This is a genomic window from Nonomuraea sp. NPDC003707, assembly GCF_053587055.1.
In genome coordinates, this window is sequence record NZ_JBSFNK010000013.1 from 1 (window position 1) to 13,569 (window position 13,569).

General features: G+C 66.1%; 12 protein-coding genes. 10 read left to right on the forward strand and 2 right to left on the reverse strand.

Annotated elements, in window-relative coordinates; all coding sequences use genetic code 11:
• The first annotated feature begins 38 nt into the window (after positions 1 to 38).
• The 4 genes from ACWDRB_RS30965 (at position 39) to ACWDRB_RS30980 (ending at position 4,538) form a co-directional block, all read left to right on the forward strand.
• The gene (locus tag ACWDRB_RS30965) at positions 39 to 866 is read left to right on the forward strand and encodes a carbohydrate ABC transporter permease (protein WP_449899540.1); all 828 of its coding nucleotides are present in this window, start codon (positions 39 to 41) and stop codon (positions 864 to 866) included.
• Positions 867 to 905: 39 nt separating this feature from the next.
• On the forward strand, positions 906 to 1,688 hold the full coding sequence (locus ACWDRB_RS30970) for an alpha/beta hydrolase family protein (RefSeq protein ID WP_449900077.1): 783 nt from the start codon (positions 906 to 908) through the stop codon (positions 1,686 to 1,688).
• Between the two features lie 382 nt (positions 1,689 to 2,070).
• Positions 2,071 to 3,921, forward strand: coding sequence for a DUF1996 domain-containing protein (locus tag ACWDRB_RS30975; protein WP_449899542.1), 1,851 nt, complete (start codon positions 2,071 to 2,073; stop codon positions 3,919 to 3,921).
• 92 nt (positions 3,922 to 4,013) lie between these two features.
• Positions 4,014 to 4,538 carry a hypothetical protein gene (locus ACWDRB_RS30980; RefSeq protein WP_449899544.1) on the forward strand — a complete coding sequence of 175 codons (525 nt, stop codon included), beginning with the start codon at positions 4,014 to 4,016 and terminating at the stop codon, positions 4,536 to 4,538.
• An 11-nt stretch (positions 4,539 to 4,549) separates the two neighbouring features.
• Here ACWDRB_RS30980 and ACWDRB_RS30985 read toward each other — a convergent pair whose 3' ends face one another.
• Together ACWDRB_RS30985 and ACWDRB_RS30990 are read right to left on the reverse strand one after the other, a co-directional pair.
• Positions 4,550 to 9,043, reverse strand: a complete 4,494-nt coding sequence (locus ACWDRB_RS30985; RefSeq protein WP_449899546.1) for a caspase, EACC1-associated type — start codon at positions 9,041 to 9,043, stop codon at positions 4,550 to 4,552.
• Positions 9,036 to 9,437: an effector-associated constant component EACC1 gene (locus ACWDRB_RS30990; RefSeq protein WP_449899548.1), complete on the reverse strand. Its 402-nt coding sequence runs from the start codon at positions 9,435 to 9,437 to the stop codon at positions 9,036 to 9,038. Before ACWDRB_RS30990 ends, ACWDRB_RS30985 begins: the two co-directional genes overlap by 8 nt.
• Before the next feature lie 519 nt (positions 9,438 to 9,956).
• On the opposite strand from ACWDRB_RS30990, the gene ACWDRB_RS30995 reads away from it, so the two are divergent.
• From ACWDRB_RS30995 to ACWDRB_RS31020, 6 genes are all read left to right on the forward strand, one after another.
• The gene (locus ACWDRB_RS30995; protein ID WP_449899550.1) at positions 9,957 to 10,823 is read left to right on the forward strand and encodes an amino acid ABC transporter permease; all 867 of its coding nucleotides are present in this window, start codon (positions 9,957 to 9,959) and stop codon (positions 10,821 to 10,823) included.
• Positions 10,820 to 11,581: an amino acid ABC transporter ATP-binding protein gene (locus ACWDRB_RS31000; RefSeq protein ID WP_350734023.1), complete on the forward strand. Its 762-nt coding sequence runs from the start codon at positions 10,820 to 10,822 to the stop codon at positions 11,579 to 11,581. Before ACWDRB_RS30995 ends, ACWDRB_RS31000 begins: the two co-directional genes overlap by 4 nt.
• Before the next feature lie 19 nt (positions 11,582 to 11,600).
• Complete coding sequence (locus ACWDRB_RS31005) at positions 11,601 to 12,578, forward strand: transporter substrate-binding domain-containing protein (RefSeq protein WP_449899553.1); 978 nt, start codon at positions 11,601 to 11,603, stop codon at positions 12,576 to 12,578.
• Positions 12,575 to 13,051 (forward strand): GNAT family N-acetyltransferase, encoded by a 477-nt coding sequence (locus ACWDRB_RS31010; protein WP_355209462.1) that lies wholly within the window; start codon positions 12,575 to 12,577, stop codon positions 13,049 to 13,051. Before ACWDRB_RS31005 ends, ACWDRB_RS31010 begins: the two co-directional genes overlap by 4 nt.
• Before the next feature lie 51 nt (positions 13,052 to 13,102).
• Positions 13,103 to 13,267 carry a hypothetical protein gene (locus tag ACWDRB_RS31015; protein WP_350734028.1) on the forward strand — a complete coding sequence of 55 codons (165 nt, stop codon included), beginning with the start codon at positions 13,103 to 13,105 and terminating at the stop codon, positions 13,265 to 13,267.
• A 77-nt stretch (positions 13,268 to 13,344) separates the two neighbouring features.
• Positions 13,345 to 13,569, forward strand: a complete 225-nt coding sequence (locus ACWDRB_RS31020; RefSeq protein ID WP_449899556.1) for a hypothetical protein — start codon at positions 13,345 to 13,347, stop codon at positions 13,567 to 13,569.

The window sequence follows — 13,569 nt, forward strand, 5'->3', positions numbered from 1 at the left end:
CCGCTCAACTACTTCCTCGGCAAAAGGCAGGTGCCCGCATGACCGCGCTGAGAAGGCTCGGTGCCGAGGCGATCGCGCTGGTGCTGGCCGGGGTGATCTTCCTGATCCCGTTCGCGCTCATGCTGCTGACCGCGGTCAAGGACCAGACGCAGGCCACCGACCTGGACTTCGCCTGGCCGGCCAACTGGCCGATCGTGCAGAACTTCGTGGACGTGATCGAGGCCCGCGACTACGTGCTGCTGCGCGCGTACGTCAACAGCACCGTCCTGACCGTCGCCTCCGTCGCGCTGATCGTGGTGTTCGCCTCCATGGCCGCGTTCGTGTTGCAACGCAGGGTGGGGAAGGTCGGCAGGGTGGCCGACTTCCTGGTGCTGTCCGGCCTGATCATCCCACCGGCGATCGTGCCCACGATCTGGCTGTTGCAGGGATTGGGACTGTTCAAGACCCTGCCCGGGCTGATCCTGGTGGAGGTGGCCTTCGGGCTGTCGTACGCGGTGCTGCTCTTCCGGGCATTCATCGCGGCCATCCCGCGCGAACTGGACGAGGCCGCCCAGATCGACGGCTGCACCGGGCTCGCGCTCTTCTTCCGGGTGATCTTCCCCCTGCTCAAGCCGGTCACCATCACCGTGATCCTGACCACCTCGGTGGCCATCTTCAACGACTTCGTCAACCCGCTCTACTTCACCCCCGGCGACGACAACGCCACCGTGCAGGTGACCCTCTACAACTTCCAGAGCCAGTACAACACCCAGTGGAACCTGCTCTTCATGGACATCGTGCTCATCACGATCCCACCGCTGCTGCTCTTCATCTTCTTCAACCGCAAGATCGTCGCCGGCATGACCGCCGGCGCCATCAAGGGATGACATGACCTGGGGGCGGTGCGTATCCGGAAAGGCTGCCTGATGATTCACCACCACGAGTTCCAGCACCGAGGGCTGACCCTGCGCTCCAGCGTGCACATTCCTGAGGACCAAGCCACCGCCCGCAGGCCCACGGTGGTGTTCGTCCACGGGTTCTCCAACAACCGTATGGAGAATCGTTCCTTCGTCCTCATGGCGCGGCTGCTGGAGAGCGTCGGTATCGCGTCGGTCCGGTTCGACCTGTCCGGGCACGGGGAAAGCGACGGAGATTTCTTCGACGTCACCATCACCAACGAAATAGCCGAAACCACGTCGGTTGTGCGGGCCGTCCGTACCTTCGGCTTCGCCGACCCCGAGCGTGTGGCCCTGGTCGGGATGAGCATGGGCGGCGTCGTCGCGGGCATCGTCGCCGCCGAGGAACCCGGAATCCGGGCCGCGTGCCTGTGGTCGCCGGCCGCGGTCGCCCCCTTCGAAGTGGGCTCGGGCTACCTCAAGGGCCGCGACATCGCCGCCGAGATCAGGGAGAAGGGCTATTTCGACGCCGACAGCCACCGCATGAGCCCCGCCCTCGTCGAGGACATCGCCGGACTCGACGTCTATGGCCGGTCCTGCGGTTATGCCGGGCCGGTGCGCATCATCCATGGTGACAAGGACGACATCGCCCCTGTCGCCTACGCTCGCCGCTATCTCGACCACTACGGCGGCAACGCCGAACTGGAAGTCGTCCCCGGAGCCGACCACGGATGGAGCACCGTTCCCCACCGCACCCGGCTGCACGAGTCGACGCTGCAGTTCCTCGGCGAACATCTGGAACCCTCCGCATAACCCGCTCCGGAGGGGAGTGCATGCGCGTGCTGGGGGTGACCGCCCGCCGCTTGGTCGGCGATCACGAACGGTTCCCACCTCGACGTCGATCATCAGTGCGTCCGAACGACTTCGCAGGCGGCCCCGGACAGCGGCGTGATCACGAGCCGATCGCCCTGCCACCCAATGCGGGCTGGCCGCAAGCGCGGCCATACACGTCTGACCAACTTCTACGCGATGTCGAACTTGAAGCGTCGGGCGCGCGTATCTCGTTCTGACGACGGCCGCGACCCCCTCTGTGGATGCCGCCTGATGACTCTCAAGGCCGGGCCGCATCCACAGACGGAGAGAGGGATTTATGAGACATCGACATGGTTCCCGCGTCCGCCGAAGGACGGCGGGTATGCTCACGGCCCTGGCTGTCATGAGCAGCGGTCTCACGGCCGGCGCTGCACATGCGGCGGCAGGCGGGGCATCCGGAACGGCTTTCGCGCCGGCCATCTCCTGCCCTTCTGTTGCGGACAGGCTGGGCCAAGTCCCCGCTCGCGCTCAGGCGGAAGTGGAGCGGAACCTGCAGCAGTTGGAGACCCAGATCGCTGAGGCGAATCGGCGGCTGGCAGGCTCGGCGGGGCAGGGCGGCCCGAACTTCGTGCAGAATGCGATCATCGGACCGTTGCGTGACAAGCGGACGGCGGCCCTTCAACGGATCCAGATCGCCTTCCAGCGCGCCGGCGCCCAAGCACCGACCGGCCTCCAGGGCTTGGCCGGCTGCACTGTGCAGGACGATGAGGCTGGGAACAACAACGGCGATCAGGGCAACGGCGATCAGGGCAATGGCGATCAGAGCGATGGTGGCCAGGACAACGGTAACCAGGGCGACGGTGGCCAGGACAATGGTGGCCAGGACAACGGCGAGCAGAACAACGATGGCCAGGGCAACGGTGGCCAGGACAATGGTGGTGCCGCTGGTCAAATCTCCTGTCCTGATGTGGCGGACAGGCTAGGCCAAGTCCCCGCTCGCGCTCAGGCGGAAGTGGAACGGAACCTGCAGCAGTTGGAGACCCAGATCGCTGAGGCGAATCGGCGGCTGGCAGGCTCGGCGGGGCAGGGCGGCCCGAACTTCGTGCAGAATGCGATCATCGGGCCGCTGCGGGACAAGCGGACGGCGACCCTTCAACGGATCCAGATCGCCTTCCAGCGCGCCGGCGCCCAAGCGCCGGCCAGCCTCCGAACCCTGGCGACATGTGAGCTTCGGAACGGCAATCCGGGCAACGGGAACGGCGGGAACAACGGGAACAACGGAGGCGGCGAAAACAACGGAGATGGCGGAGACGGCGAGAACAACGGAAACAACGGGAACAATGGGAACGGCGGAGGCCAGGCCAGGGGACCCGTTCCGGAGGACTTCGTTGACATCCGTTCTGTACAACCGAATGTGAGAACGCCCCGCACGCAGCAGGACGGCTCCAATGGGACCTTCAGCGTGGACTGCGGACGCAACGAGAAGCGCATCTTCAACTCTGACAACGTCATCGTGGCGCCCGGCGTGTCCAACGGTGCGCAGCATACGCACGACTACGTGGGGAACGAGTCCACCAACAACCAGTCCACCAATGAGAGCCTGCTGGCGGCCAGTACCACCTGCCGCAACGGCGACAAGTCCACGCACTACTGGCCCGTGCTGAGAGCTCTGGGGCAGGAGGAATTCGACGCCAACCGGCGAGGCGGCGGGCTTGACCTGAACGTCGGCAAAATCCTCACTCCGGTCTCGGTGCAGATCACCTTCAAGGGCAACCCGACCGGCAAGGTGGTGGCGGCTCCGCAGTTCCTGCGCATCATCACCGGCAACGCCCGGGTCGGGGGAGCCGAAGCCAACGCCGGGTGGACCTGCACCGGCTTCGAGAACCGCCAATTGACGGACAAGTACCCGCTCTGCCCGCGAGGTAGCAGGCTGGTGCGGGTCTTCGATTTCCAGAGCTGCTGGGACGGCCAGAACGTCGACAGTGCCAACCACCGCACCCATGTCACCTTCCCGCAGGCCGACGGCAGTTGCCCGCAGGGCTTCCAGCCCATTCCCGCGCTGGAACACCGGCTCGTCTACAACGTGCCGCAGGGCCCCAATTTCGCCGTCGACACCTTTCCCGAGGAACTGCACAAGCCGGTCACCGACCACAGCGACTTCATCAACCTGATGAACGAGCAGCAGATGGGGCGGGTCGTCGACTGCATCAACAGTGGCAGACGCTGCCGCTGACCCTGAATTGAGCAAGGCGTGGCCGGGCGACTGGCCACGCCGTCCTCATCGCCAGGAGCAAGACCACATCAGGTGCGAGAAAGGGCAACATCATGGCTGGCTTCTCCCGCCCGCGGCGCGCTCAAGGCGCCGCGCCAGCGGCTGTGGCGCGTCTGACCGGCGCCATCAGGAGGCGAGATCACGGCGGCATCGTCCTGTCGCTGGCCATCGCCTCGGCGCTCACGCTCACCGGATGCGGTGTGCAGGCCGAGGCGGCCGATGGGCCGAAGTCGGCCAGGAGCACTGCCGCCTCCGGCGGGAACGCACCCCGCACGTACACCGTGGAGCAACTGGCGGCCGCCATCGGCTGCACCGCCGAGATCACCCTCAAGGCACTGGACTACCGACAAGGGGAATGCACCAGCGACGGGATTCCGTACGTGTTCCTCGACTTCGTCACGGTTGAAGGCCAGCGTGAGTGGCTTGACTACGCCGAGATGTACGGCGGCCTCTACCTCGTCGGCGATCGATGGGCGCTGTCGGCCAAGTCCAAGTCCTTCATGCAGGAATTGAGCAGGAAACTCGGGGGCAAGGTCGAGGAACATGGCCCTGTTGGCGCTGCCCCGTCCCCGAGGTGACAGCGCGCTCTTCAGCATCTGCTGGGATATGGCAGTTCCGGAGCGTAGGAAGACCACAGCGCGCGCGTCATTCCTTCGCCGTTCAATCTCTCGCACGCCAACTGCGCAACGTTGTCGCGCACCCGTCCGACCATGGAGACGTCCCACAACGAGAACGAGGAGTTCGTGTGCGCGACAAGAGTCCCGTCTCCGGGCAGGAAGACCAGGGAAACAACCAGCAGTTCGTTGGTGTCCATGGCCGGCCCTATCCGATGAACACGCCCGATATCGGAGATGTCCCACAGGATGATGCTGCCGTCCACACTTCCCGTGGCCAACAGGTCGGCGTTCTTCGAAAAGGCCACCGCGGAGACGGGTCCGACCTTCCCGGTCAGGCCGGTGACGATCTTCCTTGGCGCTTCCGGCGTGCTGATATCCCACAGACTGAACGAAGCGGTGGTGTGTCCGACGACGAAGAATCGCCCATCAGCCGAGAGGCCGACCGATGAACGGAAGGAACCGATGAGGCCGGTGGGAACGGTCCCGACCTGCCGCGGCGAACGAGGATTGGAGATATCCCAGATCTTGGCACTGTCATCCACGCCCACACTGACCAGAATCCGCTTGCTCGAAGCCAGCAGGACATCCCTGAGTTCGCCTCCATGGTGGATCGTCACCAACTCGGCAGGAGTCTCCACCCTCCGCATGTCGGTGAGACGCACCGCGCCACGCACGTCCGCGCTGGCAAGCATGGCCCCGTCAGCGCTCCAGGCGAGGGACACGACAGTGCCCGTGTGCCCGGAAACCGCGGTGGGGAGTGGTACGAAGCCGCTCCGCCCGGAGGCTTTCCAAATCTTGACACCGAAGTCGCCTGGGCCGCTCGGCGTGGCAAGGAAGCGTCCGTCCGCCGAGAGGGCCGAAGCGTACGGACCGCCTTCGGAGTTCTTGTCCGGTGGCGCCCAGAACCTGATCGTCGGCAGAGCCACCGGCTTGCCTGGGTCGCCGACATCCCACAGCATGGCCTGACCGTTCTCCGCGCCGTCGGCCAGGATGTCGCCTCCAGCGGACAGCGTCGCCGAGGTCGGTCCCAGAGCGCTTCCCGGCAATTTCTGCTGCCCGGGCAAGGGAACACCCAGAAGGTGAGGGCGAGTCCTGGCGTCCGACATGTCCCACAGCATCACCGAACCGTCCTGTCCGGCGGTGGCCAGCAGCGATCCGTCCTTGGACAGCGATATTCCGAGAACCGGCCCACGGTGGCCGGTAAGTGGAATGTCGGTTCGATCGGGGGCCAGGAATCCTTGCTCGGAAAGCTTGACGCCGACCGGAAACTTCAATATTTGAACCGTGCCGTCCTGGCTGCTGCAAATCAGGCGCGTGCCGTCCGGCGTGAAGGTCATGGATGTGATCTTGTCGGTCTGGTTGGTGGCCGACGTCGTGTCGCTGACCTTTCGCGGTGACGCTGGATCCGTCAGATTCCAGATGGTCAGGCCGACGTCCTCGGTCGCCATCACCAAGAGGTCGCCATCGGGAGAGAAGGCCAGATCGCTGATAAGTGAGGACGGGGCCGGAATGGGTTTCCCGAGTCGATGTGCGGCTTGCGGGTCGGCCACATCCCACAATTGCATTTTCTGTGAGCTGCCGTCCGCGACCGCCAGCAGGCGGCCGTCCGCCGACATTGCCAGAGGCGGGTTGTCATGACTCCCCGCTCGAGATCTGAAGTTGGCGGCGACCTTCAGATCCCCGTCGGGCCGAACCTGCAGGAGTGCGGCATTGGCAGGATTGCCGACCACGAGTTTCTGCCCGTCGGCGGCCCAGACGATGTCGGTCACATTGCTGCCGAGCCCAGGGATCTGCCCCAGCTTCCTTGGCTTGTCCCGGGTCGACATGTCCCAGAACGACACGGAATCCCGGTCTCCGACGACCAGCATCTTGCCATCGGGCCGCCAGGCCAGTGCGGACACCACGTCCTTGAACGTGGTGAGAGGCGAGCCGATCGATTGCGGACGGTGTGGATCGGAAACATCCCAGAGTTTGAGCGTGGCATTGTCGTCACCGCTGGCCATGACGGCGTCCTTGGGTGACATCGCCACAGACTCCACACGACCCTTGAAGTCGAGAATGGTGCCTTCGTAGCGCGAGGTCGTCAAAGTCTGCAACAGGCTTGCGTGCGTGGCTCGATTGGGGTCCAGCCGGTACGCGGCGACCCCCAGTTGCAGCGCCAGGCGCGGGTCGGACTCCCGGACCGCCTCCGCGCCGGCGACCATGCTTCGGGCGGTCGCCACCTGTGCCTGGCGCTGTGCCGCCCTGCTCTGTGACCATGCCACGAACGCGCCCGTCGAAGCGATGAGAGTGAGTACGACCAGCGCCGCTATCGCACCGCGCCTGATTCTGCCGCGTTGCCGTTCGTGGGCGACGGACGCCTCGAAGAACTGCTCCGAGTTCGATTCGAGCTGGTGGTGGTCGATCGCCTTGGCCACCCGTTCCCTGACCGCGTCGAGCCGCCCGCCCCGGTAGAGCAGAGAGGGATCACGGTCGACCATCCACGCTTTCGCGTCCGCGGCGAGCTCGTCGCGCAGGATCAGCCATTCTCGATTCTCCTTCACCAGGTCCTGAAGGAGTGGCCAGGCCTGCAGCAGCCTCTCGTGACTGATACGGACGATCTCTCGATCGGTAGTGATCAATCGGGCCGCGTCCAGCGCCTTCACGGACTGCAACGCCGCCTCGGGATCCAGGCCTCGTAGGAGGTCGCCCTGGTTCACGGGTCGCGCTGTGACGATCGGCTCGGTGTCGATGTTCGAGACATCGCCACTGATTTTGATGAGCCTGAGCATGATGCTCTGCGTGGCCAGCTGCGCCGAAGGGGTGAGCGCCTGGTAGGTGTCATCAGCTGATCGCTCGATCGCCCGCTCTATGCCTCCGCTCTCCCGGTAGCCTCGCACTGTCAGCCGTCTGCCCTCCCGACGTTTCCACGTCTCCCAGAGCGAGTGTGAGAGCAGCGGCAGAGATCCGGGTTCAGGACCTTGTGGGCGAAAGGCGCCTAGTTCGTGCAGGACCAGATCCGCCAGCCCTTCATCCAGTTCCAGGCCCAGCATCGTCGCAGGTCGCTCGATGGCCGCACGTAGCTCTGGCGGCTTCATCGGCTCGATCACGAATTGCCTGTCCTGAAGGGCAGCGGACAGTTCCGGATGCCGGGTCGCCTGGCTGTAGAAATCCGCGCGGAGTGCGCCGATGACGACTGCCGGAGGCCGGCCGGTCCGGGGATCAGGAAGGGTCATGGCGTGCAGGCAGCGAATGAACCTGCTACGCAGTCCTTCGTCCTCGCACAGAGTGAATATCTCTTCCAGTTGGTCGACCAGGAGGATCAGGCGCACGCCCGGGCGGTCGGCGAGCAGATCTGTGGCCAGGCGGCAGGAGTGGTCGGGGTCGGAGAACACCCGATTGAAGGCTGCCGGGTCATCAGGGGCCAGTCGCGCGGCCAGTGCTTGAACGGGAGACGATCCCGGGGTCATGCTGATGCAGGGCCAGCCGCTGGTGCCGGATATGTTGAGATCTCCACGACGCATTCTCGCGAGCAGGCCGGCCTGCAGCAGCGAACTCTTTCCACTGCCTGACGCGCCGACCAACAGCATGACCCCGGCAGTGCTCAGCCGATCGGCGATCTTCTTGAGAATCGCGGAAGTCAGCTCGTCGCGTCCGTGGAAGATCTTCGAGTCCTCCTCGCCGAACGGTTGGAGGCTCAGATAAGGGCTGCGCCCCGGTAACTGGGCCTCCTTCTGCATGGGAGAGAGCTCTTGTGAAGCAGATCGATTTGACGACAGGATGATATGGCCGCTTCGTCCTCCTTCCTGCCGGTGAGGCAGTGGGCCGCTTCTCTCCCACATTCTGCGGAGGATGAAATGGTAGGCGTCGTCAAGGGTCAGGAAATTACCGGCGAGGGGATCGCCGTTGTCCAGCAGCGAGATCAGGTCACCGGTGAATGTGGTGTATTCCTGGTCTTCGGGTGCCAGCGCGAGTTGTTCGGCGGAACCGAGGAGGTACAACCCATGGGTCGGGGACGGCTGAAAGACTGATTCCGGTGCCCAGGACCCCAGGTCCGTGCGTCCGGAGAAGCAGCAGTCCAGGACGACCACGGTCGAGGCGGTCGGCGAGCCGGCGATGGCCTGCCGCAACATCGATGTCGAGTAGGCCTGGAGTTCCGCGAGGCCAGGTGTGAGCGTGCCGGTGGAAGACGCTGCCAGGTAGAGCTGTCCTTCCGAACTCCAGAGCCCGTGGCCGATGTAGTAGACCAGCAGTATGGTCTTGGCCTTTTTTGCCTCTTCGGTCACTGCGGATCCGATGGCCAAGGCATTGGGCGGATTCAGCAGCAGGCGAATATGCTCGTCCGGCACGCCACACCTGTTCACCAGGCGGTCCCGTAGTGCGGTGATGGTCCGTTCGACGGCGGGCACCGCCGGCAGTTGAGAGTCACCGTGGTCGGCGGTGCCGATCAGCAGGACACGCACACCCTCACCCGACAGGTCACTCATCCGTCGTCCGCCCCTGATCGTGTTTCTCCTCCGCTTGGCGGAGTTCACGGAGGACCGACCCCACTTGCTCCCGCAATTCCGCGGGCGAAAGTGCTTTGACCTGAGTCGCATCGATATGGATTTGATGCCCGTCGGGCAGGTCTACTCGAACCTTGACCGCGCCGCTTTGTTGCCGTACCCAGGACAGCAGAGCAGAAGCGAATGCGGTGCCCGCCGCACCAGAACTGAGAGCAACGACAATGCTTTCCAGAAACGGCCCCAAAGTGCCGGGAGGTGGCGGGGCCGTCACGTCATTGACACGGCCTTTCAGCTCGGCCGTGCCTCCGATCCAGTGGCGCAACGACTCCAGGTGGCGTGAATCTTCTTCATCTTCGATCGATACGCGTACGTCCATGACGTCCCTCCTGGTGGGCCACGTTCGCGTACCTAAGATAGAGCGAAAGTACACGGAAATCATAAGATCAAATAACTTGAGTCCGAAGCGCGTAACTTACGTCCATTTGTATTATGCAGAAACACCCTACGGCTGAAATGTCAAGATGTCCGAACGGCCAACGCTGCAGGGCATCTCGACGAGCCGGTTGGCTGTCACGACCGTATCCGTGGGTGGCGTTGCGGCTCGCCGACCTCAGTGCGCCGGTGGGGGATGGGTGGACGCGCCGATGGGGGCTTCCGGCACGGCCTCGCCCGCAGTGTGGGGCGGCGGATAACTATGTATATCCAGTAGGAAATGTTGACTTTAGGTGATCCGGCTCGTAGCTTCGTGGGCATGAGCCAGGCCGCGAACCTGACCCGGCGCCCGCACGTGGACCACGGCCACGTCGCCAGCGCGCAGTGTCGCTGATCACGAGATCTCATCCATCGACCCCCCTCTCCAGAGGAGTGATTTCGTGATCGAAAGTGGAGGCGGCTCGTGACGCTGCCGGAGGTGCAGGAGGTCTCGCGCCAGGACGCGGAGCGGCCCCTGGAGGTGGTCACGGCCCGGCACCCGCTGCGGTGGCTGGCCGCGGCAGGCGTGCTCGTCGTACTCGCCATGGTCGCCAGCGCCCTGATCACCAACCCCGCGTGGGAGTGGCCCATCGTCGGGCAGTACCTGTTCGCCCCGTCGGTGGTGCGCTCGGTGCTGCTCACGCTGGAGCTGACCGCGCTGGGCATCGTGCTCGGGTTCGTGCTGGGCACGCTGCTGGCGCTCATGCGGCTCTCGCCCAACCGGCTGCTGTCGTCGGTGGCCTGGGCATACGTGTGGCTGTTCCGGTCGGTGCCACTCATCCTGCAACTGCTGTTCTGGTACAACCTCGCGCTGCTCTACCCCAGGCTGTCGGTGGGCGTGCCGTTCGGGCCGGCGTTCTTCGACTTCGGCACGATGGACCTGATCGGGCCGCTGACCGCGGCGGCGCTCGGGCTGGCGCTGCACCAGGCCGCGTACGCCGCCGAGATCGTCCGCGGCGGCCTGCTGTCGGTGGACCACGGGCAGCGGGAGGCGGCGGCCGCCCTGGGGTTGCCGCCGGCGCGGCGGCTCTTCAGGATCATCCTGCCGCAGGCCATGCGGACCATCGTGCCCACCGCGGGCAACGAGATCATCGGCCTGGTCAAGGGCACCTCGGTCGTCTACATCATGGCGCTGCCGGAGCTGTTCTACCAGGTGCAGGTGATCTACAACCGCAACGGCAGGGTCATGGCGCTGCTGCTGGTGGCGGCCATCTGGTACCTCATCCTGACCACCGCCCTGTCGATCGTGCAGTACTACGTGGAGCGGCACTACGGCAGGGGGCGCGGATGAGCGCCATGGTGAGGTTGCGCGGCGTGCACAAGAGCTTCGGCGCCCTGCACGTGCTGCGCGGAGTGGACCTGGACGTCCGCCAGGGGCAGGTGCTGGTGATCCTGGGCCCCTCGGGGTCGGGGAAGTCCACGCTCCTGCGGACGATCAACCACCTGGAGAAGGTGGACCGCGGCTCGGTCCGCGTCGATGGCCAGTTGCTCGGCTACCGGCAGGCCGGCGACCGCCTGTACGAGCTGCCGGAACGCGAGGTGCTGCGCCAGCGCACCCAGATCGGGTTCGTCTTCCAGTCGTTCAACCTGTTCCCGCACCTCACCGTCAGGCAGAACCTCATGGAGGCGCCGCTGTCGGCCCAGGGCCGGCCGCGGGCCGAGGTGGCGCCGCTGGCCGAGCGGCTGCTGGCCCGGGTGGGGTTGGCGGACAAGGCCGACGCCTACCCGCGCACGCTGTCGGGCGGGCAGCAGCAGCGGGTCGCCATCGCCAGGGCGCTCGCGCTGGAGCCCAAGCTGCTGCTGTTCGACGAGCCGACCTCGGCGCTGGACCCCGAACTGGTGGGCGAGGTGCTGGACGTCATCAAGGACCTCGCCCGCGGCGGCACCACGATGATCGTGGTCACCCACGAGATCGGGTTCGCCCGGGAGGTGGCCGACATCGTGGCCTTCATGGACGCCGGCCGCATCGTCGAGCTCGGACCGCCCGCACAGCTCCTGGACGCCCCCGCCCACGAACGTACCCGCACCTTCCTCAGCAAGGTTCTCTGATCCCGAAGGACACCATGACATGCGCGCTTCGCTCGCGCGGGCCCTCGCCGTGCCCGCGCTCCTCCTCCTGACCGCCGCCTGCGGCGCCGAGCCCGCCGTCACCGCCCCGTCGGCCACCGCCGCCCCCGTGGTGGCGGGCAAGAAGATCAACCTCAGCCCTGACCAGAACCGGGTACGGGCCGACAAGGTGAACGCGATCGCGGCCCAGGTGCCCAAGGACGTCGCCGCCGACGGCAAGCTCGCGGTGGGCTTCAGCGGCCAGGGCGCGGCGCCTCTGGTGTTCCGCGCCGACGACGACACCACCCTGATCGGCGTGGAGACCGACCTCGCCCAGCTCGTGGCCGACGTGCTGGGCCTGGACATCTCCCCGCGGATCAGCTCGTGGGAGAACCTCTTCCTCGCCGCCAAGTCCGGCAAGGACGAGGTGGTCTTCAACAACGTCACGGTCACCGAGGAGCGCAAGGACACCTACGACTTCGCGACGTACCGGGTCGACCAGCTCGGCTGGCAGGTCCCCGGCAACAGCCCGATCAAGCAGATCGCCAAGCCGGCCGACATCGCCGGGCTGCGCGTCTCGGTCGGGTCGGGCACGAACCAGGAGAAGATCCTGCTCGACTGGGACAAGCAGAACAGGGCCGCCGGGCTGAAACCGGTCGAGATCCTCTACTACGAGAAGTACAGCGACGTGCTGCTGGGGCTCAAGTCCGGCCGCGTCCAGGCGTACTTCGGCCCGAACCCCACCATCGCCTACAACATCGCCGTCAGCGGCGGCTCCAGGATCGTCGGCACCTTCTCCGGCGCGGGCCCGGACCTGCAAGGACTCATCGCGGCCATGACCAAGAAGGACAACGGCCTGGTCAAGCCGCTCAACGAGGCGCTCAACACCGTGATCGAGAACGGTAAGTACAAGGAGGTGCTCGACCGGTGGGGCCTGGGCAACGAGGCGATCCCCGAGTCGCAGATCAACCCGCCCGGCCTGCCGCGGCAGGAGTCATGAGCGAGCTCACCGCGGAGGTGCGGCTCGTCCCCATGTCGGACCCGGCTGCCGCGCCGCTGCTGGCCGGGCTGCAACTGGAGTACACCTCCCGGTACGGGCCCAACGACGAGCTGGCGAGGTATCCGGAGTCCGAGTTCGCGCCGCCGTACGGGGCGTTCCTGATCGTGGTGTCCGGCGGCGAGACCGTGGCCGGCGGCGCGTTCCGCCGCTACGACGCGGCGACCGCCGAGGTCAAGCGCGTGTGGACGCACCCGCGCCACCGCCGCGAAGGGCTCGGCCGCCTCGTCGTACGCGAGCTGGAGCGGGAAGCGCTGCGCCGCGGGTACGGCCGGATCTACCTGACCACCGGGCCGCGCCAGCCCGAGGCCGTGCGCCTCTATCTGGCCAGTGGCTACGACCCGCAGTTCGACGTCGCCGACCGCCCCGCGCAGGGCCCGCTCGCCTTCGTCAAGGATCTGCATGGATTCCTGTAAAGCGAGTAGGGAAAGTTGACTATCCGCGACGTGTGATCGTACATTACCGGCATGAACGAGGACCGCGACGTGGCCGTCCGCACGGACCTCCCGGGGGATATGCACTGGTACGACCTCCCGGACGACGAGGCCGAGCTCGAGCAGGAGGAGCAGCCCTCCGCGCCGCGGCGGCCCTGGTGGCGCCGGTCGGCGTTCACCGATGCCGCCGAGGCGTGACGGCGGCCACAGAGGAAACGTTCAAAGGAAGGTCATCGTCCGTGCCCAGCCCCGAGCCGTCGCCTAGTGTCGCGGACATGTCGATCGACGAGAACGCCACCCTGCTCCCCGACCCCGATCGCGCCGTGGTCGCGGTCGAGCCGCCGGTCGCGGGGGAGGGGCACTGGGCGGGCGCGCCCAGCGCGGTGGCCGCGGACGGGCTGATCTACCTCGCCTACCGGCTGCGCCGCCCGGTCGGGCAGGGACGCGGGTACGCCGTCGTGGTCGCCGCTCGGCGGACGGCGAGCGCTTCGAGACGCTGA

What these genes read in the sequence shown, in the direction of transcription:
- ACWDRB_RS30965 (WP_449899540.1), top strand. Translation starts at nt 39, where the DNA reads ATGACCGCGCTGAGAAGGCTCGGTGCCGAGGCGATCGCGCTGGTGCTG.
- ACWDRB_RS30970 (WP_449900077.1), top strand. Translation starts at nt 906, where the DNA reads ATGATTCACCACCACGAGTTCCAGCACCGAGGGCTGACCCTGCGCTCC.
- ACWDRB_RS30975 (WP_449899542.1), top strand. Translation starts at nt 2,071, where the DNA reads ATGCTCACGGCCCTGGCTGTCATGAGCAGCGGTCTCACGGCCGGCGCT.
- ACWDRB_RS30980 (WP_449899544.1), top strand. Translation starts at nt 4,014, where the DNA reads ATGGCTGGCTTCTCCCGCCCGCGGCGCGCTCAAGGCGCCGCGCCAGCG.
- ACWDRB_RS30985 (WP_449899546.1), bottom strand. Translation starts at nt 9,043, where the DNA reads ATGAGTGACCTGTCGGGTGAGGGTGTGCGTGTCCTGCTGATCGGCACC.
- ACWDRB_RS30990 (WP_449899548.1), bottom strand. Translation starts at nt 9,437, where the DNA reads ATGGACGTACGCGTATCGATCGAAGATGAAGAAGATTCACGCCACCTG.
- ACWDRB_RS31000 (WP_350734023.1), top strand. Translation starts at nt 10,820, where the DNA reads ATGAGCGCCATGGTGAGGTTGCGCGGCGTGCACAAGAGCTTCGGCGCC.
- ACWDRB_RS31005 (WP_449899553.1), top strand. Translation starts at nt 11,601, where the DNA reads ATGCGCGCTTCGCTCGCGCGGGCCCTCGCCGTGCCCGCGCTCCTCCTC.
- ACWDRB_RS31010 (WP_355209462.1), top strand. Translation starts at nt 12,575, where the DNA reads ATGAGCGAGCTCACCGCGGAGGTGCGGCTCGTCCCCATGTCGGACCCG.
- ACWDRB_RS31015 (WP_350734028.1), top strand. Translation starts at nt 13,103, where the DNA reads ATGAACGAGGACCGCGACGTGGCCGTCCGCACGGACCTCCCGGGGGAT.
- ACWDRB_RS31020 (WP_449899556.1), top strand. Translation starts at nt 13,345, where the DNA reads ATGTCGATCGACGAGAACGCCACCCTGCTCCCCGACCCCGATCGCGCC.